Source organism: Candidatus Dechloromonas phosphoritropha, assembly GCA_016722705.1.
GTDB classification, from domain to species: domain Bacteria; phylum Pseudomonadota; class Gammaproteobacteria; order Burkholderiales; family Rhodocyclaceae; genus Azonexus; species Azonexus phosphoritrophus.
Map to the genome: position 1 here is coordinate 1,229,203 of JADKGN010000004.1, position 21,935 is coordinate 1,251,137.

A 21,935-nucleotide genomic window follows, 5' to 3' on the forward strand; every position below is an offset into this window, starting at 1 on the left:
GGCGGAACCGGCAAGGAGCGATCTGCTTCCAGCGACAGAATTCGTTTCCCTACGGCGGCATGACCCGGTCAGGTTCGAAGGGTATTTCTCAGTCGACCACAACGGCCGGCACCCCTAACGAGAGGGTCCAAGTTACTGGAAGGGCAGGAAAAAGGCAAGGCGTGGCGGCTAATCAGCTTTGGCGCGTTGACCGCCGCAAAACTCCGATGGTAAATTACTGACCAATCAGTCATTAAGCTGCTCATGCCCGCCGCAACCCCACCAAGAAAACGTCGCAAGGAAGCCCGCCCGTCGGAATTGACGGCGGCGGCGCTCGAGCTGTTTGTCGAAAAAGGTTTCGCCGCCACCCGACTGGAAGAGATTGCAAGCCGCGCCGGGGTGTCGAAGGGAACGCTCTATCTCTATTTTGACAGCAAGGAAGCGCTGTTCCGAGCGGTGATTCAGGAAGGCATTGTCCCTGTCGTCGCCGAGGGCGAGGCGATTGCCGCGCAGCACGCGGGAAGCGCTGCCGACCTGCTGGAACAATTGCTGAATAGCTGGTGGCTGCGAATCGGTGAAACCGACTATGCCGGGATCCCCAAGCTGATGGTCGCCGAGGCACGCAACTTTCCAGAAGTTGCCCAGTTCTATTACGAAAGCGTTATCCGCCGCAGTCGCGCACTGATCGGCGCGGCACTTGAGCGCGGCATGGCCAGCGGTGAATTCCGGCGCATGGAAGTCGAAACTTGTATCGAGGTGGTGATCTCCCCGGTTCTGATGCTGCTGATCTGGCGCTTCTCCATGGGTGCCTGTCAGAGCAAACAGGTCGATCCACGCCAGTATCTGGCGGTTCACATGGATTTGCTGCGTCGAGGATTGCAGGCGAATCGGGTATAATTTTGCTTTGCCTGAACCTTCATATAAGTTTATGCTAATATTTTGCCTGCGGAGAACGAAATGAATATCGAGCAAGCGCGCTTCAACATGATCGAACAGCAGATCCGGCCCTGGGAGGTTCTGGATCAGCAGGTTCTTGACCTGCTTTTTGTCGTCAAGCGTGAGGACTTCGTACCCGCGGCCTATCGTAATCTGGCGTTCGCCGACATGGAAATCCCGATCGGCAGTGGCCAGGTGATGCTCGCGCCGCGCGTCGAGGCTCGCCTGATGCAGGAACTCGGCGTCAAGAAGACCGACAAGGTGCTGGAGATCGGTACTGGTAGCGGGTACATGGCGGCCCTGTTGGCCGCTCGCGCCGAATACGTGATCAGCATCGAGTCGCGTCCGGAACTGGCCGATTTCGCGCGCCAGAACCTGGAGCGGGCGGGAGTCACCAACGTCACGGTCGAAGTCGGCAACGGGGCCAGCGGCTGGGCTCCGCACTTCCCCTACGACGTGATTGTTGTTTCAGGCTCGCTGCCGACCCTGCCCGACGCGCTTCTCGAGCAGTTGCGTCCTGGCGGCCGCCTTGTCGCCATCGTTGGTGCAGCCCCGGTCATGGAAGCCCAACTGGTGACCAGCAATGGGGAAGGTGTGTTCAACACGGTCAACCTGTTCGAAACGGTCGTTCCGGCTCTCGATGGCGGGGAAGCGAAGCCAGGCTTTTCGTTCTGATGCAACAGATTGGCGCACGACAACTCGCTGGCTGGCTGTCCGACGACAGCCGCGGCAAGCCTGTTCTGCTCGATGTGCGTGAGCCGTGGGAATGGGAACTGTGCCGTTTGCCGAATTCGTTGCATATTCCGATGCACCTGGTCCCGCTGCGCAGCAACGAACTGAAACGGGACGACGACATCGTCGTCATCTGCCATCACGGCAGACGCAGCATGCAGGTTGCCATCTTCCTCGAACGCCAGGGCTATTCTTCGCTGATCAATCTGACTGGTGGCGTCAGCGCCTGGACTGACCAAGTTGACCCTGACCTACCCCGTTATTGAGGACGTTATGAAAAGACTCGTCTGGCTGCTTTCCGCCTCCTTGCTGGCCTCGCCGTTGCGGGCCGCCGATCTGATGCAGATTTATCGCGAGGCGCAGGCCAACGACGCAACATTCGCGGCGGCCCGTTCGACCCTCGAGGCCGGACGCGAACGGACACCACAAGCGCGGGCCGGCTTGCTGCCAACGCTGTCGCTGAGCGCCAACTCCTTCTGGAACGAGAATCAACTGTACGTTCGTGGCAGCGGCAATACTACGCCTGCGAACTTCAACAGCAACGGCTACACGCTGACGCTGAGTCAGCCGCTGTTCCGCTGGCAGAACTGGGTGGCCTACGACCAGTCAAAATTCCAGGTTGCGCAGGCCGAAGCCAATTTCGTCCAGGCCGGACAGGATCTGATCCTGCGCACCGCGCAGGCCTATTTCGACGTGCTCTATGCTATCGAGAGCCTCAAGGCGGTACAAGCCAACAAGGTTTCCATCGAACAGCAACTCGAGTCGGCCAAGCGCAATTTCGAGGTCGGCACCTCGACCATCGTCGATGCCCAGGAAGCGCAGGCCCGTTTCGACCTCGCCATCGCACAGGAAATTGCCGCCGAGAGTGATCTCGAGGTCAGGCGGCAGGCGCTGCAGGCCATCATCGGCAAGGAGGCTGGCCCGCTCGCGCCATTCCGCAAGAATGCGGAAATACCACAACCGCAGCCTGCCGACATGAAGCAGTGGGCGGCCGCTGCCGAAAACGACAATATCAACGTCCAACTCCAGATGGCGACGCTGGAGATTGCCTCCCGCGAGGTCGACCGGCAACGCGCCGGCCACTATCCGACCGTCGATCTGGTCGTGAACAAGGGGAAGTCGACCGCCTTCGGGCAGATCGCGGGCGGCCAGCTCGAAACCGATTTCGAGAACATCGGGGTTCAGCTTAACCTGCCGATTTTCCAGGGGGGCCTCGTCGTTTCCCGCCAGAGCGAGGCCAGCGCCAATCGTGCGGCCGCCGAATCCACCCTCGAGCAGACCCGGCGCAATGCAGCACTGCAGGCGCGTCAGCAATACCTTGGCGCCACCAACGGGCTGGCACAGGTACGCGCCCTCAAGGCCGCCCTGATCTCCTCGCAATCGTCTCTGGAATCCAACCGCCTGGGCTTTGAAGTCGGCGTGCGCATCAACATCGACGTGCTGAATGCCGACAACCAGGTCTTCCTCACCCGCCGCGACCTGGCGAAGGCGGTTCTCGAAACGCTGATGTCGCAGCTCAGGCTGAAATCGGCAGTCGGTACCCTGAGCGAGGACGACGTGGTGGCCGCCAACGCACTGCTCGACCCCGGCGCTACTGCCCAGTAATTACGGAACGAATCAGCGCCAGCGTCCGCGCGCTGGCACCGCGATGGGCGCCGGCAAAGCTCAAGGCGGCGGCTCGCATCTCCGCGAGTTCGCCGGCATCGCCCAACGCCCGGCAAATTATCGCGGCGAGCCCCTCCGCATCGGGCACCCGCAGTGCGGCGCCGGCAGCGATGGCATCGGCGGTCGCCTGCAGAAAGTTGAATGTATGCGGGCCAACGACTCCCGGGCAACCGCAGGCCGCGGCCTCGATCAGGTTCTGCCCGCCGAGCGGAACCAGGCTGCCGCCGACAAAGGCGATATCGGCGAGGGTGTAATAAGCGGCCATTTCACCCATGCTGTCCCCCAGCCATATCTGTGTCTCCAGGCCGGGCAGGCTGTCGCTGCGCTGGACGAAGTCGATCCCGAGCCCGGTCAACAGCGCCGCGACTTCCGCGAAGCGCTGAGGATGGCGCGGAACCAGGACGAGCAGCGCACGCGATGCCGGAATTCCACGCCATGCTTCCAGCAGCAGGGCCTCTTCTCCGTCACGCGTGCTGGCCGCCAGCCACACCTGGCGGCTGCCAAGCGCCTCGCGCCAGGTGTTGCCGAGAGCGATTTTTTCGGGCGCCGGCGTGACATCGAACTTGAGGTTGCCACAGACGCTCACGTTGCCCGCACCGAGCCCGGCGATTCGCGTCGCATCACCGGGCGTCTGCGCGGCGACAGCGCTCAGCGCGGAGAAGGCCGGTCGCGCCAGCGCCGCGGCCTTCCCGTAAGCGCGCGCCGAGCGTTCGGAAAGCCGCGCGTTGGCGAGAAAGACCGGCACCCTCCGGTGCTTCGCAGCAGCCAGCAGATTCGGCCAGATTTCAGTTTCCATCAGCACGCCGAAGCTTGGCGAAAAGTGCCGCAAAAAGCGGTCGACCGCATCGGGATAGTCGTAGGGAAGATAGGCCTGCATCACCTTGTCGCCGTAGACTTCTTGCCCTGCCGCCCGACCGGTTGGCGTCATGCAGGTCAGCAGGATCCGGTGTTCCGGCCATGCCGCCTGCAAGGCTTCGATCAGTGGCTGCGCGGCGCGGGTCTCGCCAACCGACACGGCATGGACCCAGATCAGCCTTGCGGGTGCCGCCACGCCATAGATTGCCCAGCGCTCGGCCAGATTCCGCAGGTACTCGGGCTGGCGGCGAGCGCGCCAGAGCAGCCGCAGCAAGATCAGCGGGGTTGCCAGATAGATGATCAGGCTGTAGAGCAGGCGCACCATCAGCAACAACCCAGCGGCAACGCCGCGAATGCGGTGTCCAGCACCGGCATCAGCGGCCTGGCATTGGAGCCACGACGATGGATGTCTCTGCCCAGGGGGAGATCGTCGATCGCGTAACCGGGCGACGAATTTTTCACGGTCGGGATGGGCATCGGCGAATAGAATGGCGTTTTTTCGAAAGTCCGATTATAGATGCCCGCCCGACGCTTCGAAGAATGCTCGAACACCACTACGCCCTTGCTGCGCTGCGGTAAAATTCCCCTTTTCCTGCAAAAATTCAACCTGTGAAAATCCTCGTCACCGGCGCCGCCGGATTCATCGGCATGACCACCGCGCTCCGCCTGCTGGCACGCGGTGATGAAGTCATCGGCCTCGATAACCTCAACGACTATTACGAGGTCAGTCTCAAGGAAAGCCGCCTTGCCCAGCTGACCGGACATGCGAAGTTCCGCTTCGTCAAACTGGATGTCGCGGACCGCCCCGGCATGGAGGCCCTGTTTGCCGCCGAGAAATTCAACAGGGTCGTCCACCTCGCCGCACAGGCCGGTGTCCGCTATTCCTTGCAGAATCCGCACGCCTATGTCGACAGCAACGTCGTCGGCTTCACCAATATCCTCGAAGGCTGTCGCCACAACGGGGTAAGCCACCTGGTCTACGCGTCCAGTTCGAGCGTCTATGGTGGCAACACCAGGATGCCGTTCTCCGAGCACGACAGCGTCGACCACCCGATCAGCCTCTATGCCGCAACCAAGAAGGCCAATGAGCTGATGGCCCACACCTACAGCCATCTCTACGGCCTGCCGACCACCGGCCTGCGCTTCTTCACCGTCTATGGTCCGTGGGGGCGGCCGGACATGGCGCTGTTCCTGTTCACCCGGGCCATTCTCGAAGGCCGGCCGATCGACGTCTTCAACCACGGCAACATGCTGCGCGACTTCACCTACGTCGACGACATCGTCGAGGGCGTCATCCGCGTCGTGGACAAGACTGCTGCGGTCGACCCGGAATATGACCCGATTTTCGCGGACCCGGCGACCAGCAACGCACCCTACCGCGTATTCAACATCGGCAACAACAATCCGGTGCAGTTGCTCGATTTCATCGGCGCCATCGAAGATGCTCTTGGAATGAAGGCGGAAAAGCGCCTGTTGCCGTTGCAGGATGGCGACGTCCCGGCCACCTACGCCAACACCGACCTGCTCAGCGACTGGGTCGGCTTCGTCCCCGACACTAGTGTCCGGGAAGGCGTCGGCCGCTTCGTCGCCTGGTATCGCGATTACTACCGGACTTAAGGATCAGCGGCGGCGGCGTTTGTTTTGCTGTCCGCATTACAGTCAACGCTCAAACACGAGGAACGGGAAATTCATGGCAACTTACGCCATCGGCGACATTCAGGGCTGCTTCGACTCATTTCGGACGCTGCTCGATGCGTGCAGTTTCGATCCGGCAAGCGACCGCCTGTGGCTGGTCGGCGACCTCGTCAATCGCGGCCCGAAGTCACTGGAAACCCTGCGCCTGGTCAAATCGCTCGCTTCATCGGTTTTCACCGTGCTTGGCAACCACGATTTGTATCTGCTAATGGTCGCCGAGGGCGGCGCGGAATACCGCGGCAAGAGCGATACCTTGCAGGAAATACTCGATGCCCCGGACCGCGACGAGTTGCTCGAATGGTTGCGCCAGCAACCGCTCTGTCACACCGAAGGCGATTACTGCCTGGTCCACGCCGGACTGCTGCCGCAGTGGTCCGCTGCCCGCGCCCGCGAACTGGCGGGCGAGGTCGAAGCCGCGCTACGGGGGCTTGGCTACAGGGAGTTCATTCTCAACCTCTGGGGCAGCAAGCCTACCGCCTGGTCCGACGATCTCACCGGCAAGAAGCGTCTGCGGGTGATCGTCAATGCAATGACGCGGATGCGTTTCTGCTCGCCCGACGGCAACATGGAATTCAAGAGCAAGGGCGAACTGGGAAGCGGCCCCCAAGGCTACCTGCCCTGGTTCGAGATTCCCGACCGGCGGAGCGCCGATTCCATCCTCGTCACCGGACACTGGTCGGCGCTTGGACTGCGCATCACGGCGAATCTCCTGGCTCTGGATTCCGGCTGCCTGTGGGGCGGCCATCTGACCGCCGTGCGACTGGAAGACCGGCGGGTGTTCCAGGTCGACTGCTCGCCAGGGGAAGCCCTTCCTCTCAGGGAATAGCCGCACACGTTATCGTCGCGCGGCGGCGATAACGCGGCGGTAAGCCGGGCATCCACTCGCTCAGGCGGCCGCGCTTGGACGTTCGGCGATGCGCTCGCGCCAGGCTGCGAGACTGAGCAGGCCGGCTTCGGCCGGCCGGAACTTGACCAGACGCGCGAATTCGATGGCGCAGAATGCGGTGATGTCGGCGATGGTGAACCGCTCGCCGGCAACGTACGGGCGCGTCGCGAGCAGTTCATCCAGCCAGCGCGCGTTCTGCAGCATCTTTTCTCCCTGAGAATGCCCGAAGTCGGGAAACTGCGGCTGCTCGAGCACCGCCAACCCCGGGTGGGTGTGCCGTATGTGGTTGGCGCCGATGGCGAAGATATTGAATTCGACCTGACGGTCGGCCATCTCGATGAATGCCCGTTCCTCGCCGTTGCGTCCCATCAGGTTGGGTTCGGGGTAGAGGAACTCGAGATAGGTGCAGATCGCCCGCGACTCCGCGAGAAAGCGGCCATCGTCAAGTTCGAGAACCGGCACCCGGGCGAGCGGATTGCGTGCCAGAAATTCCGTTTCTTTGTGCTGTCCAGCGTTCAGATCGACCAGATGACGCTCGATGTCGTGGATGCCCTTTTCCGCCAGGAACATATCCACCCGGCGCGGATTCGGCGCCTTTGGCGATGTGTGAAGTTTCATTGCTGCTGGCCCTGTTGCGACCGTCCCATCTCGACCATCTTGCGTGCCTCCTCGGAAAATTTCCGTGCCGTCTCCGCATCATCGCGTGATTCGACACTGGAAGGTGGCTTGAGTATCCCCTGTTGCACTGCCGGTCGCGCCCGGATCTGCGCAAGCCAGCGTTGGAGGTGCGGGAAATCTTCGACCGGAACCCCCGACCACGTGTGCGTCCGCACCCAAGCCCAGTTGGCGATGTCGGCAATCGAGTAGTCGCCGGCCAGGAATTCGTGGTTCGCGAGATGCTTGTCAAGGACGCCGAACAACCGGGTGCATTCACCCTGATAACGATCGATCGCCGGCTGAATTTTCTCGGGGAAATAGCGGAAGAAGACGTTGGCCTGACCCATCATCGGCCCGATTCCGCCCATCTGGAACATTAGCCATTGCAGGACCAGTGACCGCCCCTTGGGGTCGCCCGGCATCAGCCGCCCGGTCTTCTCGGCGAGATAGACCAGGATGGCGCCTGATTCGAACACCGCGAAGTCGTCTGCATCGTGATCGACGATCGCCGGAATCCGGCCATTCGGGTTGATCGCCAGAAACCATGGCTGCTTCTGTTCCAGTTTGCCGAGGTCGAGAATGCGCAGCGTGTAGGGCAGCCCCAGTTCTTCCAGCGCAATGGAAACCTTGTGGCCGTTCGGGGTTGCTGCGGTAAACAGTTCGATCATGTCAATTATCCTTTGGCAGCGTTGGCCGGGACTTGACCCCGGCAATCTCCGGTCACTTCTTTCCGCTATTCTCGAGCAACGACTGCAATGCCGCGAACGGCGAGTGCGAGGCTCCGCCGCCCCTTGCCGGCCCGGCATCGGTGTAACCACGGTCGGCTTCGATCTGCTTCTGGTGTTCGTTGTCGTGGCAATAGACACAAAGCAGTTCCCAGTTGCCTCCGTCGGGCGGATTGTTGTCGTGGTTGTGATCGCGGTGATGAACCGTCAGTTCGCGCAGATTGGCGAGGGTGAACTCCCGTGCGCAGCGACCGCAAATCCATGGATAGATCTTGAGCGCGCGCTCGCGATAGCCCGATTCCCGGGTCTCGCGGGATTTGCGCGCATCGCGAACGATACGGTCCAGACGATCGTGGTCTATCTCCTTGACGGTCATGCGGCCTCCCTGCCGGGTTATCGATATTGCCGGAACATTACCGCAAACGATGCGAAACGGTAAGGAGGGAGCGTGAATTAGCGAGGCTGGAGCATGCAAACTCGTTCATGATCAGTAATTTATGGCAATGGCTTGCAAACTTTGATAGACGGGATTGGCGCGAATCCCCCTGATCGGCCTATACTGAGGCCAAGCGACAACCACAGGCACGTGTTTCCGGCCCGGGTGGTAGCCGACGCCAGCAGATCCGGCGGCAATGTGAGCAATTACTGCAAACCCCTTGGAACCGAATGATCGAACCCATTCTGTTGGTGGCCGCACGCATTTGCACTTTCGACGGGCAGAGGCCGTTGACGAATGCCAGCGGGCTTTTTTTCGAGCGCGACGGGCGTCTGTTTCTGGTAACCAGCCGGCATGTCATGGTCGACGAGCCGAGCAAGCATTTCCCGGACCGGATCGAGGTCGAACTGCACATCGACCCAGCCAACATGGCCAGATCCACCGGGTTTTCGATTCCGCTGTACCGGAACGGCAATAGCCTCTGGCGCCAGGGCCTCGATACCGCAGGCGAGATTGACGTGGCGGCGATCGAAATCGAACGCCCGGCGCTCCCGAAAACAGCGGTTTTCCGCGCCTTTACGCCGCGGCATCTGGTTGGCCGGCTGGATCAGGTTGAGGTCGGCACCTCACTGCTGGTGGTGGGTTTTCCGCTCGGTTTCCACGACACACTGCACCACATGCCCGTTGTTCGCCATGCCGTCATTGCATCGTCGTTCGGGCTGCGCTTTCAGGGCGAGGGTTACTTCCTGACCGATGCGCGCACCCACCGCGGAACCAGCGGCGCGCCCGTCGTCATGCGCGTGCCGGAAGGGAGTCGGGTGCACGGCGACCTGCCGTGGATGTTGCTCGGCGTCCATTCGGCGCGCCTCGATGTCGGAACGCGCGACCTGAAGCTCGACGAGGCGCTGGGACTGAACTGCGCCTGGTACGCCGACATCCTGCTGACTCTCACCGAGCGCTGAAGCCAGTTGCCGGACCAAAGGTCGAGTGCAAGGTTTTCCTCAACGGCCGCGAAGATTCCCTAGCAGCCTGTCGGGCTTTTCCCGCGCGCGATGCAGTTATGCGATAAGCATGTCTTCTTGAGCGCCCGGGCTCTGCCATGTTCCGCTTTATCGTTGCCGAGCGCAAGACAGGCTATCTGTTGCCGCCGTCGCTGGACGATTGCTTGAAAGAAGATCACCTGGCATGCTTCATTGTCGAGGTGATTGACCAGCTTGATTTTTCCAACCTGACTCGGCAGTACGCTGGGCGTGGATCGAAAGCGCACCATCCGGCGGCGCTGCTGACGATTCTGGTCTATGGCTACACGATCGCCGTGTTCTCCAGTCGCAAGCTGGAGCAAGCCACCGACGATTCGGTCGCCTTCCGCTACCTGGCCGCGGGCAGCCACCCCGATCACACCACCTTGGCGACCTTTCGCCAGCGTTTTCTTGACGAAGTGGCCGGCCTGTTTGTGAAGGTCCTGGAACTGGCCAAGGAAATGAAGCTGCCCAAGCTGGGCAACGTTTGCCTGGACGGGACGAAGGTCAATGCCAATGCCTCACGGCACAGTGCGCTATCCCATGGGCACATCGAGAAAATGGAAGTCCAGCTCAAGGCAAAGCTTCAGGAACTGCTGGCCTTGGCGGATCGGGCGGATGTGCCGGACAACGTCAGCCTATCCGATGAAATCAAGCGCTGCGAGGACCGGTTGGCGGCCATGGCGGTGGCGAAGGCCAGGATTGCTGCCCGAGCCGAAGAGCGCTATCAGCGGGAGAAGGCTGAGTACGACCAGAAGATGGCTGGTCGTGCCGCCAAGGAAGAGGCGACGGGCAAGAAGCCTGGAGGTAAGCCGCCGAAGGCGCCGGAACCGGGGCCACGGGACAGCGATCAGGTGAATCTCGCCGACGAAGAATCGCGCATCATGCCGGTCGCCGGTGGCGGCTTCGAGCAGGCGTACAACGCCCAGGCGGCGGTCGATGCCGACACTATGCGGGTGGTCGCGGTCGGCGTCACGCAAGCGCCCAATGACAAGGAGCAGGTCGAGCCGATGCTGGCGACGCTCCAGGCACAGGCCGAGGTGCTGGGTGCGCTCGCGTGTCTGATTGCCGACACCGGCTTTTGCAGCGAGAAGAACCTCAAGGCCTGCGAGGCGGCCGGCATTGCGCCCCTGATCGCCATCGCTCGCGACGAGCACCATCCCGGCTGTCGGGAGCGCCACAGCGAGCCGGCAGCATTACCCGACGACGCCACGCCAACGCAGGCCAGGGCTCATCGTCTGAAGACCAAGGCAGGGCGAGCGCTCTACGCCTTACGCAAACAAACGGTCGAGCCGGTCTTCGGCATTATCAAATCCGTCTTGTGCTTTCGACAGTTTTCCCTGCGTGGTTTGAAGAACGTCCAGGACGAGTGGATGCTGGTCTGCCTCGCGTGGAACTTGAAGCGCATGGCCGCATTGCGCCCACAGTAGGGAAAAACGAGGGGAAAACCCTCAAAAAAACCGGAAAATCAGCAAATCCGGCCTCCGCATTACCCATTGTGCAATTTTTCAGCTTTTGGGAGGCTAAGCCCAACAGGCTGCTAGGCAGCATTCGATGCGATATTGGCCGCCGGCGCGCCGGCGGCGCCGCTCGCCTGCTGCAACAGGGGAATGCCGCTTCTGGCGTTGGCATAGTCACGATCCCAGGCGGGCACCTTGAGCGTCATCAAACAGTGCCACAGCGGTGGAATCATGGCAACAATGATGGTGACTAGATACCCTTGGATTCCTTATCCTTTTGAGGGCGGGCACTCTCCGGAAGGCCCAAGCTCGAGCAAATTCCTGCTAGACCACGCTGGTCGGGCAGCGGGCCTAATCCAGATTCGCGGCCAGCACCAGAACATAGAGCGCTCCGACCGACAACTGCACCACCGTAATCGGCAGCCCGATGCGCAGGAATTGCATGAAGCTCACGCGCCGACCGTGCGAAGCACAGATGCCCACGGCCACAATATTGGCCGAGGCGCCAATCAGCGTCGCGTTGCCGCCGAGGGTACCGCCGAACATCATCGCGACGAATACCGGCAGCGTGGCCTTGGGCCAGTTGTCAAAACCGGGGGCGAGAGCGACCTCCGGAACCGCCTGGGCTGCCACCAGGTAGCCGGTGATCATCACCAGCGCGGCGGCGACCAACGGGATATTGGCGACCACGAGCCCAATCGTGCCGATGCTAGCCAGGGTCACCAGGGCCGCCAAAGTAAACTGTGTCCCGAACCAGAGGTAGAACTGGAGCGACAGGCTTTGCAGCAGCTCGGTTTTCACAAGGGCCTGGACCAGGGTAAAGATGGCGCCGAGAAAGACGAGCGTCTTCCAGTCCACGTCGCGGATCACATCGCCAACCGGCTCGATGCGCATGCCGTAGACCACGAGCAGCGCCAGCGAAGCCCCGATGATCGCGACCTGGGGCGGGATAATGCGGGTCGGCAAGGACTCTCCGATGATAAACATGACCACCATGATCAGGAGCACGAGGAGCGCCAATACCAGGAAGGCGCGATGCTTGATGGCGACGTGCACGCTGGGTGGCAGGGTCGCGCGCACACTCCAGGCCTGCGGTAGCAGGCGCGGCAAAAAGGGGACGACGACCAGCGCGGCCAGCAGGCCGCCCAGGCTCACCATCCGCAGATAATCGATGAACGACAGCCCGATCGCCCGGCCGACCAGAAAGGTGGCGGGGTCGCTCACCAGGGTCAACATGCCGGCCGCGTTGCTGACGATCGCCGTGATGATCAGGGGTCCGACGAAGTCGATCTTGAGTATCTGGCAGACGCGGATAATGATCGGTGCGACCAGGATGACGACGGTGGCGTTGGGCAGAAAAGCGTTGAGCGGCAACAACAGCGCGACGGTCAGTAGCAAGAACCGCTTACCGCTGCCGCCGGTGGCGTTCAAGAACGCATCCCCGATCCACTCGAAGATTCCGGTCTTGCTGATCACGCGCGCCACTACCATGCCGCCGAAGAGCAGGGAGAGCGGACCGCCGGCGGTGTCTACGATCGGTATCAGATCATTGCCATCGAGGATCCCGAAGACGATCAAGATGCTGACCCCGAGCAGGGCGGCGACCGTCATGTCGATCAAATCGAACGCGATCAGGAAGATCACGGTGGCGAAAACGCCGATGGTGAGATAAATCTGCAGGTCAGTCATTTGGGCGTTACTCAGTCAAGGGGCGGTGCGTAGTGGAGCCCACCCTGGTTCCAGAGCCGGTTGAGACCGCGCTTGATCTTGAGCGGGCTGTTGCGCCCGACGTTGCGCTCGTAGATCTCGCCATAGTTGCCGACGGCCCGCAGGACCCGTGCCCCCCAGCCGGACTCGATCCCCATTGATCGTGCGAGCATGTCGCGTTCGTCGTAGTTTAGCCGTAGCATCGGGTTGTTTTCCGCGATAGCCGCATCGACCCCGTCACGGGTGACGCCGTATTCCTCCGCCAGGATCAGGGTGTTCAGAACCCAGCGGATCACCATCGTCCACTCCGGATCGCCGCCCCAGACGACGGGGCTAAGTGGTTCCCTGGAGATGCGCTCGGGCAGAATCACGAAGGACCCTGCATCACCCGGCGCACGCAGACGCATGGCGGCCAGGGTGCCAGCGTCCGCGGTGTAGGCCTGACAGCGGCCGGCGAAGAAGGCTGCCGCCGCCTTCTTCGCCGAGGCCATGGGCAGCGGCTTTACCGACCTGCCGTTTGCCTTGAAATACGCTTCCAGGTTCCGCTGGTTCGTCGTCCCCATCTCCACGCACACAGTCGCACCGTCGAGGTCGGCGAGCGTCGCAATCCCGGCAGCGACCATAAAGCCCTGGCCATCGTAATAGAGGATACCGGGAAACTGAACCTTCAATACCGCCTCTCGGGTGAGGGTCCAGGTGGTGTTGGCCAGCAGCAGGTCGACCCTGCGCGCCTGCAGTGCGGGAAAGCGTAAGGGGGCCTGTAGCGGCACGAACTCCACTTTCCCCGGGTCATTCAAGACCGCCGCTGCCACTGCACGGCAGAAGTCCGCCTCCAATCCGCGCCAGTCTCCGCCGGCATCGCGCTCAGAGAAGCCGGGAACGTCCTCGCTCACCCCGCAGCGCAGTTGCCCACGCGATTTCACAGCGTTCAAGACCTCGGCGGCGTCGACCTGGGGCAAGCCGACGAGCATCAGAACCAACAGGGCGACATAGCGAACAGTCAGTTTCATCCGGGAGCTCCGAAATTTCAGGGCCATAAGTTTATCGCAGATTGTCCATTAGCCACACTACAGGCTGTCCAAGCCCATTGGGTAGTGGACGATCAACGCCATTGCTGCATGGACGTGACTTTCGCCAATGATCAGATGCGCGCCCGTTCCGGACATGCCGCTCATATCCTCACTGTCCTCAAGCACATCACCATCAACCGCATCCGCCTCGATCCGATCAAGCGCAACGGGGCATCAAGGCGCGCATGCTCATCGCCGCTACTCCGACATCTATCGCTCTCAGTTGCTCGGCATGGCTTGAACTTCACGCGATTGCCCTGGCCGCCTCAATGACCGGTCTGGCGAACCACCGTCGGGCCGCTTCTGGCTGAACTGCGATGTTCAGTTCGATACTCATGCCAGATCAAGCCTGAACTTCCGCACCTTGATGAATCCCCATGGATTTGTTCGATGGTGTCAGTCTCCCCGATCTCCCCGGCATCAGGCTGTATCAGGACAGGCGCAGCCAACTCCGGTGGTATTTGCGCAGGCGCTCGACATCCTTGTCCAGCAGTTCTCCGAGGCGCAACAGGTTCATGTTGTCTTCGAGGTCGGCGAGTTTCACCGTCCTGGCGAGCGGGTTAGTCGCGGCACGCTCGATGAATGCGGCGTAGTCTTCGTCTTCCGCGAGCTTGGTGACGCAGCGCAGCGCGTCGATGACGCTTTCCGGAATGCCGGCCTTGCCCAGACGCTCGAACGTCCAGCCCTCGTGTTCGTGATCTTCGATCACGTCGTGCAGCACCGCGGTCATGCGCGCTTCATCGTCGTCCATCCGCATCATCATGCGCAGCGGGTGCAGGATGTAGGGGGCGCCGCCCTTGTCCGGTCGGTGGGTGGCATGGGCATTGGCGGCGATCTTGACCGCCAGGGCCAGAGGATGCATTTCGGGGCCGGCCTTCAGTTCTTCGAACCGGGCAAACAGGGCGTCGAACTCGGCGAGAAGCTCCGGGGCCTCGAGCGCCGGGGTGCCGTTGCGTAGTCCGCTGGCGACGTCGTTGGCCCAGACGAAGTAGAGCAGTTGTCGTTCAAGGCCCCAATTGACCGGGGGATGCACCATCATGTCGCTCAGGTTGGCGACCAGGTCGGAGAGTTTGAGTATCTTGGCGCGCGCCGACTTGTGCGGGGCGTGTTCGATCTGCAACGATTTGCGCTCTTCCTTGGGCAGTGACTTGTCGTCGGTGACCTCGACCACAAGGTCGGCGACATCGTCCCCGAACAGTTCTCCGATTTCGGCCCGGGTGACCCCGCAGTCCTCGGTGCAGTCGTGCAGGTAGGCGGCGATGACCAGGTTGGCATCCTGCCCTGCGGTCGCCCTGGCGACGTTGGCCGCAACGGCGGCGAGATGATTGATGTAGGGAGCTTCACTGGCTCCCTTGCGGCGCTGGTGTACGTGCCTGATGGCGGCAAATTCAACAGCCTGGGTGATGCGCGACAGGTCGGACATGGCGGACTCCGGAACGGCGGGTTTGACAGTGTGACTAATATAACAATGCCTCTGCCGAGGCGTTCAAGACATTCTCCGGGTGGATTCGGCCGCTGCTGGGGCGAAGGTGCCAATCGTGTCCTGGATGCGCCTATCGTCGGCCTTGGAAGTGGACGATAATCGGCTCCCTGGCAGGATGCCGTCTTGCCGCAGTTCCCGCCATCTGTATGGAAAATACTTGCTACCGCGGCCGTTTTGCTCCCTCGCCGACGGGCCCGCTGCATTTTGGCTCACTGGTCGCCGCGGTCGGCAGCTATGTCGATGCCCGCGCTCATGGTGGCGAGTGGCTGCTGCGCATGGAAGACGTCGATGTGCCGCGGAATGTTCAGGGGGCTGCCGATGACATCCTGAAGACCCTGGAAGCCTTCGGTTTCGAGTGGGATGGTCCGGTGCTTTGGCAAAGCCAGCGTTATGGTGCCTACGCCGAGGCACTGGAAAGGCTCAGGGCGGTAGGGCTGGCATATGGCTGCGCGTGTTCGCGCAAGGAAATCGCCGATTCGGCGCCGCGCCGCGCAATCGATGGCGGCCTGGCCTATCCGGGAACCTGTCGCAACGGTCTGGCGCACGGGCGCAGTGTCCGCTCGTGGCGGCTTAGGGTGTGCGACGAGGAGATCGCGTTCAGCGACCGGGTACAGGGCCGGCAAGTCCAGAATATCGAGCGCGACGTTGGCGATTTCGTCTTGCTCCGAGCCGACGGTATGTACGCCTACCAGCTGGCTGTTGCGGTCGACGACGAATTTCAGGGCATTTCCGATGTCGTCCGCGGTGCCGACCTCATTGCCTCGACGCCGCGCCAGATCTGGCTCCAGCGCTGCCTCGGTTACGCAACGCCGCGTTACGCCCATCTGCCGGTGGCGACCAATGCCGCCGGCGAGAAGCTGTCCAAGCAGACCGGGGCACCCGCCTTGCGGCCCGATCAGGCGGGACGCGCTTTGGCCGCGGCGCTGACCTTTCTCGGTCAGGCGGCGCCCCCAGATCTGGCGCGTGCGGGGTTGCATGACCTCTGGGACTGGGCGTTTCAACGCTGGTCGATCGCCGCCATTCCGCAAAAGGCCGCCGCCAGCCGTGAAACTGCCTTCGCGGTCCACTGATCGCTTCAACCAGGTCCGTCCAGATTTTCTCGTCGTGATTGGGAATTGTGAGAAGCGTGAGCCCGGACTTCAACGATAATTACTGATGGTCAACGACACCCCCAAACCGGCTGCGAGGCCCCAAAAGCTTTCGGCACTCGCCGGATTATGGCCCTTTCTGCGGCCCTACCGCGCGCGCGTTGCGCTCGCCTTCATCCTTCTGTGCCTGGCTTCGGCGACGATCTTGCTGGTGCCACTTGCCTTTCGCGACCTGATCGACTTCGGCTTTGGCGAAGAGGGGCGGCGAGGCGGACGCCTGCTGGGCACCTTGAGCCTGAATGGGCATTTCATCGCGCTTTTCGGGCTGGCGACCATCTGGGCGCTGGCGGTGGCAGCGCGTTATTACACCGTGTCGTGGGTCGGGGAGCGGGTCACAGCCGATCTGCGCAACGCCGTCTATGCACGGGTGCTGTCGCAGTCCCCGCAATTCTTCGAGACCCTGCAGACCGGAGAAGTGCTGTCCCGACTGACCGGCGACACGACACTGATCCAGACCGTGGTCGGCAGTTCGATCTCGATGGGTTTGCGCAGCGTTTTCCAATTCATTGGCGGCATGGTCATGCTGGCGGTCACCAGCTTCTACCTGTTCTCCCTGAACCTTGGACTGATGGCTCTTCTCATACTTCCGATCGTTGCCATCGGGCGCAAGGTCAAGAAACTCTCGCGTGAATCGCAGGACCGGATCGCCGATGCATCGGCGCTGGCGGGTGAAATCCTTAACGCGATGCCGACCGTGCAGGCCTACACACAGGAGGAACAGGAGGCCCACCGATTCGCCGAGCGCACGGAACTGAGCTTTGTCACCGGGATCAAGCGCACCCGGGTACGCGCGGCGCTCACCGCACTGATCATTACCGCAGTGATGGGAACGATCATCTTCGTCCTCTGGATAGGCGCGCGTCAGGTCCATTCCGGCGCGCTGACCGGTGGCGAACTCGCCTCCTTCGTCCTTTACGCCGCCCTGGTGGCCGGCGCTGTCGGAACCATGGCGGAAGTCTGGGGCGACGTGATGCGCGCCGCCGGGGCGACCGAGCGCCTGCTCGACCTGCTGCATGCCCGGTCAGCCATCCGCGAGACGCCAGCGCCGCAGTCGCCGGTGGTCGCGGAGCAGGCGGCGATCCGCTTCGAGCATGTCGTGTTCACGTATCCGGCCCGCCCGCAGATCCGCGCTCTGGATGACATCTGCCTGGATATCGCACCTGGCGAGAGCGTCGCGCTGGTCGGGCCCTCCGGCGCCGGCAAGACCAGCCTGTTCCAGCTTCTGCTGCGCTATTACGATGTTTCCGGTGGCTGCATACGGATCAACGGGCAGGATATCCGCCAGCTGAGCCTGCGCGACCTGCGCAAGGACATCGCCATCGTCTCCCAGGATCCGGTGATCTTTTCCGCGAATGCGCTGGAAAACATCCGCTACGGCCGCCGTGACGCGAGTGATGAGGAGGTCAGGCAGGCGGCGCGGGCGGCCCTGGCCGAGGAATTCATCGAGCGCCTGCCCGAGGGCTACCGGACGTTTCTCGGAGAGCGTGGCACGCGGCTGTCGGGTGGCCAGCGCCAACGCATCGCGATTGCCCGTGCGATCCTCAAGGGTGCCCGCCTCCTGCTGCTCGACGAAGCGACCAGCGCCCTCGATGCCGAGTCGGAACTCCTTGTGCAGAAGGGTCTCAGCGCCGCCATGATGGGGCGGACGACACTCATCATCGCCCATCGGCTGGCGACGGTGCAGAAGGCCGACCGGATCGTCGTCATGGACCGCGGGCGAATAGTAGAGATCGGCACCCCGGAGGATCTGCGCCAGCAAGGCGGGCTTTATGCACGGCTGGCGACCCTGCAGCTCGATTTCTGAGCCGTGTTCCCGGTGGCACGACCGGGTTGGCCGGTCAGGCCAGTGCTTCCGCAATTGCCTGCGTCGGAAAGTTGCAAACCGCGCGGATACGTGTGCTTGATCGGAAAGGGGCGACGCTCAGGAGTGTGAGCTTGGCGTTTGGTCGTCGGGCTGCCAGTGCTTCGCGCCGTAGCCGGTCAGGCCGACCATGGCGCGGACCAGTCCGTAGCTTAGCCAGCGCAAGGCACGGATGTACCAGGAGTGGGCGGTGATCTCGTCGGCCAGCACTTCGCACGCGCCGCTGGCGATGGCGCGGCCTATGCTGGCATGCAGTTCCGCTGCGAATGCCGGGTCGCGCACGAACAGGTTGGCTTCCTTGGCGAGCAGCAGGCTGAACGGGTCGATGTTGGAGGAGCCGACCGTTGCCCAGAGGCGGTCGATAACGGCGACCTTGGCGTGCATGAAACTCTTCTCGTACTCGTAGATTCGCATGCCGGCCTTGAGCAGCGCCGCGTAAAGTGTCTGCGCCGCGTAGCGGAGCAGTGGGTGATCGGTCTTGCCCTGTAGCAGCACGGTAATCCGTACCCCGCGTTTGGCGGCTGCATGCAGCGCCAGACTGAAGCGCAGACCCGGTAGAAAGTAGGCATTGGCAATCAGGATTTCATCCTGCGCGCCGTTGATCGCCGTGATGTAGGCATGCAGGATGTCGTTGCGGTGCCGGATATTGTCACGGATGAGAAAGGCGGCCTCCTGCTCGCCGACGATCTCGCAACAGGGCGTTGCCGGAAGATCGTGGCGGAAGCGGCGCTTGAAATTCACCCAGGAGACGATTTCCCACATGCGCCGGGCCGCTTGATGGACTTGCCGCAGGGTCGGACCTTCGATGCACACGGCGTAGTCGTAGCGCGGGCGCATCTCTTCCGGGGCGTTGTTATCGTCGACGATGTTGATGCCGCCGACGAAAGCGATGCGGGCGTCGATGACGACCAGCTTGCGGTGCAGGCGGCGCAGGCGGTGGCGGCGTAGATGAAATGGGCTGATTTCCGGCCGGTAGAACATGGCGCGGACGCCAGCGGCGGTCAATCGCGGCAGGAAATCGACGCGGAAATTACGGGCACCGAAGCCGTCGACCGTGACATTCACCTGAACGCCGCGCGCGGCGGCACGGGAGAGGGCAGCGGCGACTTGGTGGCCGATTTCGTCGTCGGCGAAGATGTAGGTTTCAAGGTAGATCTCGCTGCGTGCCGCCTCAATGGCCGACAGCAGGGCGGGAAAATACTCGATGCCCGAATTAAGCAGCGTGATCCGGTTTCCGGGCAGGAACTCAGCGGGCATGCCTTGCCAGATGGGCCGACAGCGCGGCGTGGTCGGAAATCGTCGACCACGGCTGCCCGAAATGAACCTCGGTCCGGCGTACCTTGAAGCCACGGACATAGATACGATCCAGGCGGAACATCGGCAGGGCGGCGGGATAACTGCGCACCGGCGTGCCCTTCCGGTTGCTGAACACCTCGGTCAGACCCAAACGGCTAACCAGTTGGTGACCCGCCCGGTTGCTCCAGTCGTTGAAATCGCCGGCGATGATGAGCGGCTCATTGGGGGCGGAAACGGCGTCGAGATAATCGGCCAGCGCGGCGATCTGCAGGCGACGCGAATAGCCAAACAGCGACAGGTGGACGCAGACGCAATGCGCGCTCAAACCACCCGGCAGATTGATCCGGCAGTGCAGGAGGCCGCGCTTCTCGAACTGGAAATGGGTCACATCCTGATTGTGCGCGTTCAGGATGGGAAAGCGCGAGAGGATCGCATTGCCGTGGTGGCCGTGGTCATAGATCATGTTGCTGCCATAGGCTGCGGCATGCCAAACCTCTTCGGCCAGGAATTCGTGCTGCGGATCGGTCGGCCAGTTGTCGTGATTCTCGGCATGGCCGAGATGCAGCCCCTGGACCTCCTGCAGGAAGACGATGTCCGGATTGAGTTCACGCAGACGTTCGCGCAGCTCGTGCACCATCATGCGCCGGTTGAACTGCGAGAAGCCCTTGTGAATATTGAAGGTCGTTACGTGAAGAGCTGTGGACTTGCTCATGAACGGTCAGGAAATCGCCAGCATGCGGTTGAGCGCCAGCCTGGCCAGCCCGGCCTCGTGCTCGGGAACGCGGATCTGATTGACAACCTTGCCGGCCGCCAGATTTTCCAGGGTCCAGGCCAGATGCTGAGGGTCGATGCGCTGCATGGTCGAGCACATGCAGATGGTCGTCGCCATGAACTGGACTATCTTGTTCTGCGGCAGGACTTCCGTGGCCAGACGGTCAACCAGGTTGAGTTCGGTGCCGACCAGCCAGCGCGTGCCCTCCGGCGCTTCCTTGATGGTCCTGACGATGTGCTCGGTCGAGCCGACATGATCGGAAGCGGCGCAGACCTCAAAATTGCACTCGGGGTGGGCGATGACCAACCCCTCCGGGTATTTCGCCCTGAAGGAGTCGATGTGCGACTTCTGAAACATCTGGTGCACCGAGCAGTGACCCTTCCATAGCAGGATGCGCGCCTTCCGGACCAGCTCCGGCGTCAGGCCGCCGAGTTCGAGGTCGGGGTCCCAGACGACCATTTCGTCCATCGGGATGCCCATGCTGTGTCCCGTCCACCGTCCGAGATGCTGATCAGGGAAAAACAGTACCTTCGGGCGCTGAGCAAAAGCCCATTTGGCGATAGTGCCGGCGTTGGACGAGGTGCACACGATGCCGCCGTGTTCGCCGCAGAATGCCTTCAGGTCGGCTGCCGAGTTGATGTAGGTGACGGGGGTGATCTCCGCCTCGGCATTTAGCACTTCGCCCAGCTCGCGCCAGCAGCGCTCGACCTTGGCCAGGTTGGCCATGTCGGCCATCGAGCAGCCGGCGGCGAGATCAGGGAGGATCGCGATCTGGTTGGGCGCGGTCATGATGTCGGCGACCTCGGCCATGAAATGCACGCCGCAAAAGACGACGTAGTCCGCATCGGTCTGCGCGGCCAGCTTGGACAGTTTCAGCGAATCGCCGGTCAGGTCTGCATGCTGGTAGATGTCGGCACGCTGGTAGTGATGGCAGAGGATGACTACCTTCCTGCCGAGTCGGGCGCGGGCGGCGCGTATACGCTCCTGGCAGTCGCCGTCAGGCAGGCTGTTGAAGGGCTTAAAGGCGATCGTGGTTGATTGCATGTGGGTCTTCCGAAATGGTTCTCCGGGTAAGGGCTTACCCTTGGTGCCAGGGCAGCCCCGCATGGCGCCAGCCACCACAGGTGTTACGCTGGCCGTTGGCGTCCTTGTCACCCTCGAATCCTTCAAGGATGTTGTAGCAGTCGCCATATCCGGCTTCGGTCGCCAGACGTGCCGCGTAATCCGAGCGGACGCCGCTGCGGCACAGGAAGAGTACCAGCGCTTCGTGATCGACCTGGCGCTTCAGTTCGGCAGCGAAATGAGGGTTTCGCCCACCGCCCGGATAGATGTTCCACTCGATTTCGACAGCACCGGGAACGCGCCCCACCCAGTCCCATTCAGCGCGGGTGCGCACGTCGACCAGCCGGGCGCCGGGCGCCAGACGCAACAGGTCGAAGGCTTCCCGCGGCGTCAGCGCACCCTCGTACGACAGGCTCATGGCCCGGGCGCGCTGTTGAGCGAGGGTGAGGATCTCCGTTAACTTTCCCATAATCCGCGACTGTTAGAATCCA

At 62.3% G+C, this 21,935-nt stretch carries 22 protein-coding genes, 2 pseudogenes and 1 riboswitch; of the genes and pseudogenes, 10 read left to right on the top strand and 14 right to left on the bottom strand.

Features of this window, described 5'->3' with window-relative positions:
• Positions 1-29: 29 nt before the first annotated feature.
• Positions 30-126: riboswitch (TPP riboswitch) on the bottom strand.
• A gap of 117 nt (positions 127-243) precedes the next feature.
• Genes IPP03_11675 through IPP03_11690 form a run of 4 tightly spaced genes read left to right on the top strand, consistent with a single transcriptional unit; the run spans position 244 to position 3,252 of the window.
• Positions 244-876, top strand: coding sequence for a TetR/AcrR family transcriptional regulator (locus tag IPP03_11675; protein MBL0353276.1), 633 nt, complete (start codon positions 244-246; stop codon positions 874-876).
• A gap of 60 nt (positions 877-936) precedes the next feature.
• Positions 937-1,590, top strand: coding sequence for a protein-L-isoaspartate O-methyltransferase (locus IPP03_11680; protein ID MBL0353277.1), 654 nt, complete (start codon positions 937-939; stop codon positions 1,588-1,590).
• On the top strand, positions 1,590-1,913 hold the full coding sequence (locus tag IPP03_11685) for a sulfurtransferase (protein ID MBL0353278.1): 324 nt from the start codon (positions 1,590-1,592) through the stop codon (positions 1,911-1,913). Before IPP03_11680 ends, IPP03_11685 begins: the two co-directional genes overlap by 1 nt.
• Positions 1,914-1,920: 7 nt before the next feature.
• Complete coding sequence (locus IPP03_11690; GenBank protein ID MBL0353279.1) at positions 1,921-3,252, top strand: TolC family outer membrane protein; 1,332 nt, start codon at positions 1,921-1,923, stop codon at positions 3,250-3,252.
• Here IPP03_11690 and waaA read toward each other — a convergent pair.
• Both waaA and IPP03_11700 read right to left on the bottom strand, forming a co-directional pair.
• Positions 3,239-4,495: a lipid IV(A) 3-deoxy-D-manno-octulosonic acid transferase gene (waaA, locus tag IPP03_11695; GenBank protein ID MBL0353280.1), complete on the bottom strand. Its 1,257-nt coding sequence runs from the start codon at positions 4,493-4,495 to the stop codon at positions 3,239-3,241. The two genes, IPP03_11690 and waaA, sit on opposite strands and share 14 nt — an antisense overlap.
• Complete coding sequence (locus tag IPP03_11700) at positions 4,492-4,773, bottom strand: hypothetical protein (protein MBL0353281.1); 282 nt, start codon at positions 4,771-4,773, stop codon at positions 4,492-4,494. The genes waaA and IPP03_11700 overlap by 4 nt, the downstream gene beginning before the upstream one ends.
• On the opposite strand from IPP03_11700, the gene IPP03_11705 reads away from it, so the two are divergent.
• Complete coding sequence (locus tag IPP03_11705) at positions 4,768-5,784, top strand: NAD-dependent epimerase (GenBank protein ID MBL0353282.1); 1,017 nt, start codon at positions 4,768-4,770, stop codon at positions 5,782-5,784. The two genes, IPP03_11700 and IPP03_11705, sit on opposite strands and share 6 nt — an antisense overlap.
• A gap of 73 nt (positions 5,785-5,857) precedes the next feature.
• Positions 5,858-6,688, top strand: coding sequence for a symmetrical bis(5'-nucleosyl)-tetraphosphatase (locus IPP03_11710; GenBank protein ID MBL0353283.1), 831 nt, complete (start codon positions 5,858-5,860; stop codon positions 6,686-6,688).
• Positions 6,689-6,748: 60 nt separating this feature from the next.
• Here IPP03_11710 and IPP03_11715 read toward each other — a convergent pair whose 3' ends face one another.
• Genes IPP03_11715 through IPP03_11725 form a run of 3 tightly spaced genes read right to left on the bottom strand, consistent with a single transcriptional unit; the run spans position 6,749 to position 8,506 of the window.
• Positions 6,749-7,366 (bottom strand): glutathione S-transferase family protein, encoded by a 618-nt coding sequence (locus IPP03_11715; protein MBL0353284.1) that lies wholly within the window; start codon positions 7,364-7,366, stop codon positions 6,749-6,751.
• Positions 7,363-8,073 (bottom strand): glutathione S-transferase N-terminal domain-containing protein, encoded by a 711-nt coding sequence (locus tag IPP03_11720; GenBank protein ID MBL0353285.1) that lies wholly within the window; start codon positions 8,071-8,073, stop codon positions 7,363-7,365. Before IPP03_11720 ends, IPP03_11715 begins: the two co-directional genes overlap by 4 nt.
• A gap of 52 nt (positions 8,074-8,125) precedes the next feature.
• Complete coding sequence (locus IPP03_11725) at positions 8,126-8,506, bottom strand: HNH nuclease family protein (protein MBL0353286.1); 381 nt, start codon at positions 8,504-8,506, stop codon at positions 8,126-8,128.
• Positions 8,507-8,796: 290 nt separating this feature from the next.
• On the opposite strand from IPP03_11725, the gene IPP03_11730 reads away from it, so the two are divergent.
• Together IPP03_11730 and IPP03_11735 are read left to right on the top strand one after the other, a co-directional pair.
• Entirely contained in the window at positions 8,797-9,528 is a 732-nt protein-coding gene (locus IPP03_11730; GenBank protein MBL0353287.1) for a trypsin-like peptidase domain-containing protein, read from the top strand.
• Between the two features lie 137 nt (positions 9,529-9,665).
• Complete coding sequence (locus IPP03_11735; GenBank protein MBL0353288.1) at positions 9,666-11,015, top strand: transposase; 1,350 nt, start codon at positions 9,666-9,668, stop codon at positions 11,013-11,015.
• A gap of 110 nt (positions 11,016-11,125) precedes the next feature.
• On the opposite strand, the pseudogene IPP03_11740 reads toward IPP03_11735, so the two are convergent.
• From IPP03_11740 to IPP03_11760, 5 genes and pseudogenes are all read right to left on the bottom strand, one after another.
• Positions 11,126-11,305, bottom strand: a pseudogene (locus IPP03_11740) (hypothetical protein).
• 91 nt (positions 11,306-11,396) lie between these two features.
• The gene (locus IPP03_11745; GenBank protein ID MBL0353289.1) at positions 11,397-12,734 is read right to left on the bottom strand and encodes a citrate transporter; all 1,338 of its coding nucleotides are present in this window, start codon (positions 12,732-12,734) and stop codon (positions 11,397-11,399) included.
• Positions 12,735-12,745: 11 nt separating this feature from the next.
• Positions 12,746-13,762: an amino acid ABC transporter substrate-binding protein gene (locus tag IPP03_11750; protein MBL0353290.1), complete on the bottom strand. Its 1,017-nt coding sequence runs from the start codon at positions 13,760-13,762 to the stop codon at positions 12,746-12,748.
• Between the two features lie 490 nt (positions 13,763-14,252).
• Positions 14,253-14,684, bottom strand: coding sequence for a GTP pyrophosphokinase (locus IPP03_11755; protein ID MBL0353291.1), 432 nt, complete (start codon positions 14,682-14,684; stop codon positions 14,253-14,255).
• 48 nt (positions 14,685-14,732) lie between these two features.
• Positions 14,733-15,245: pseudogene (locus tag IPP03_11760) on the bottom strand (HD domain-containing protein).
• Between the two features lie 206 nt (positions 15,246-15,451).
• On the opposite strand from IPP03_11760, the gene gluQRS reads away from it, so the two are divergent.
• Positions 15,452-16,375, top strand: a complete 924-nt coding sequence (gene gluQRS, locus IPP03_11765; protein MBL0353292.1) for a tRNA glutamyl-Q(34) synthetase GluQRS — start codon at positions 15,452-15,454, stop codon at positions 16,373-16,375.
• Positions 16,376-16,460: 85 nt separating this feature from the next.
• Positions 16,461-18,257: an ATP-binding cassette domain-containing protein gene (locus tag IPP03_11770; protein MBL0353293.1), complete on the top strand. Its 1,797-nt coding sequence runs from the start codon at positions 16,461-16,463 to the stop codon at positions 18,255-18,257.
• A 117-nt stretch (positions 18,258-18,374) separates the two neighbouring features.
• Here IPP03_11770 and clsB read toward each other — a convergent pair whose 3' ends face one another.
• From clsB to IPP03_11790, 4 genes are read right to left on the bottom strand one after another with little or no spacing between them, the layout of a single operon-like run.
• A complete protein-coding gene (gene clsB / locus IPP03_11775) occupies positions 18,375-19,571 on the bottom strand; it encodes a cardiolipin synthase ClsB (protein MBL0353294.1) in 1,197 nt (398 codons plus the stop codon).
• The gene (locus IPP03_11780) at positions 19,561-20,322 is read right to left on the bottom strand and encodes an endonuclease/exonuclease/phosphatase family protein (GenBank protein MBL0353295.1); all 762 of its coding nucleotides are present in this window, start codon (positions 20,320-20,322) and stop codon (positions 19,561-19,563) included. The genes clsB and IPP03_11780 overlap by 11 nt, the downstream gene beginning before the upstream one ends.
• 6 nt (positions 20,323-20,328) lie before the next feature.
• Positions 20,329-21,426 (bottom strand): quinolinate synthase NadA, encoded by a 1,098-nt coding sequence (gene nadA, locus IPP03_11785; GenBank protein MBL0353296.1) that lies wholly within the window; start codon positions 21,424-21,426, stop codon positions 20,329-20,331.
• 34 nt (positions 21,427-21,460) lie between these two features.
• The gene (locus IPP03_11790) at positions 21,461-21,913 is read right to left on the bottom strand and encodes a rhodanese-like domain-containing protein (protein ID MBL0353297.1); all 453 of its coding nucleotides are present in this window, start codon (positions 21,911-21,913) and stop codon (positions 21,461-21,463) included.
• Between the last annotated feature and the right edge of the window lie 22 nt (positions 21,914-21,935).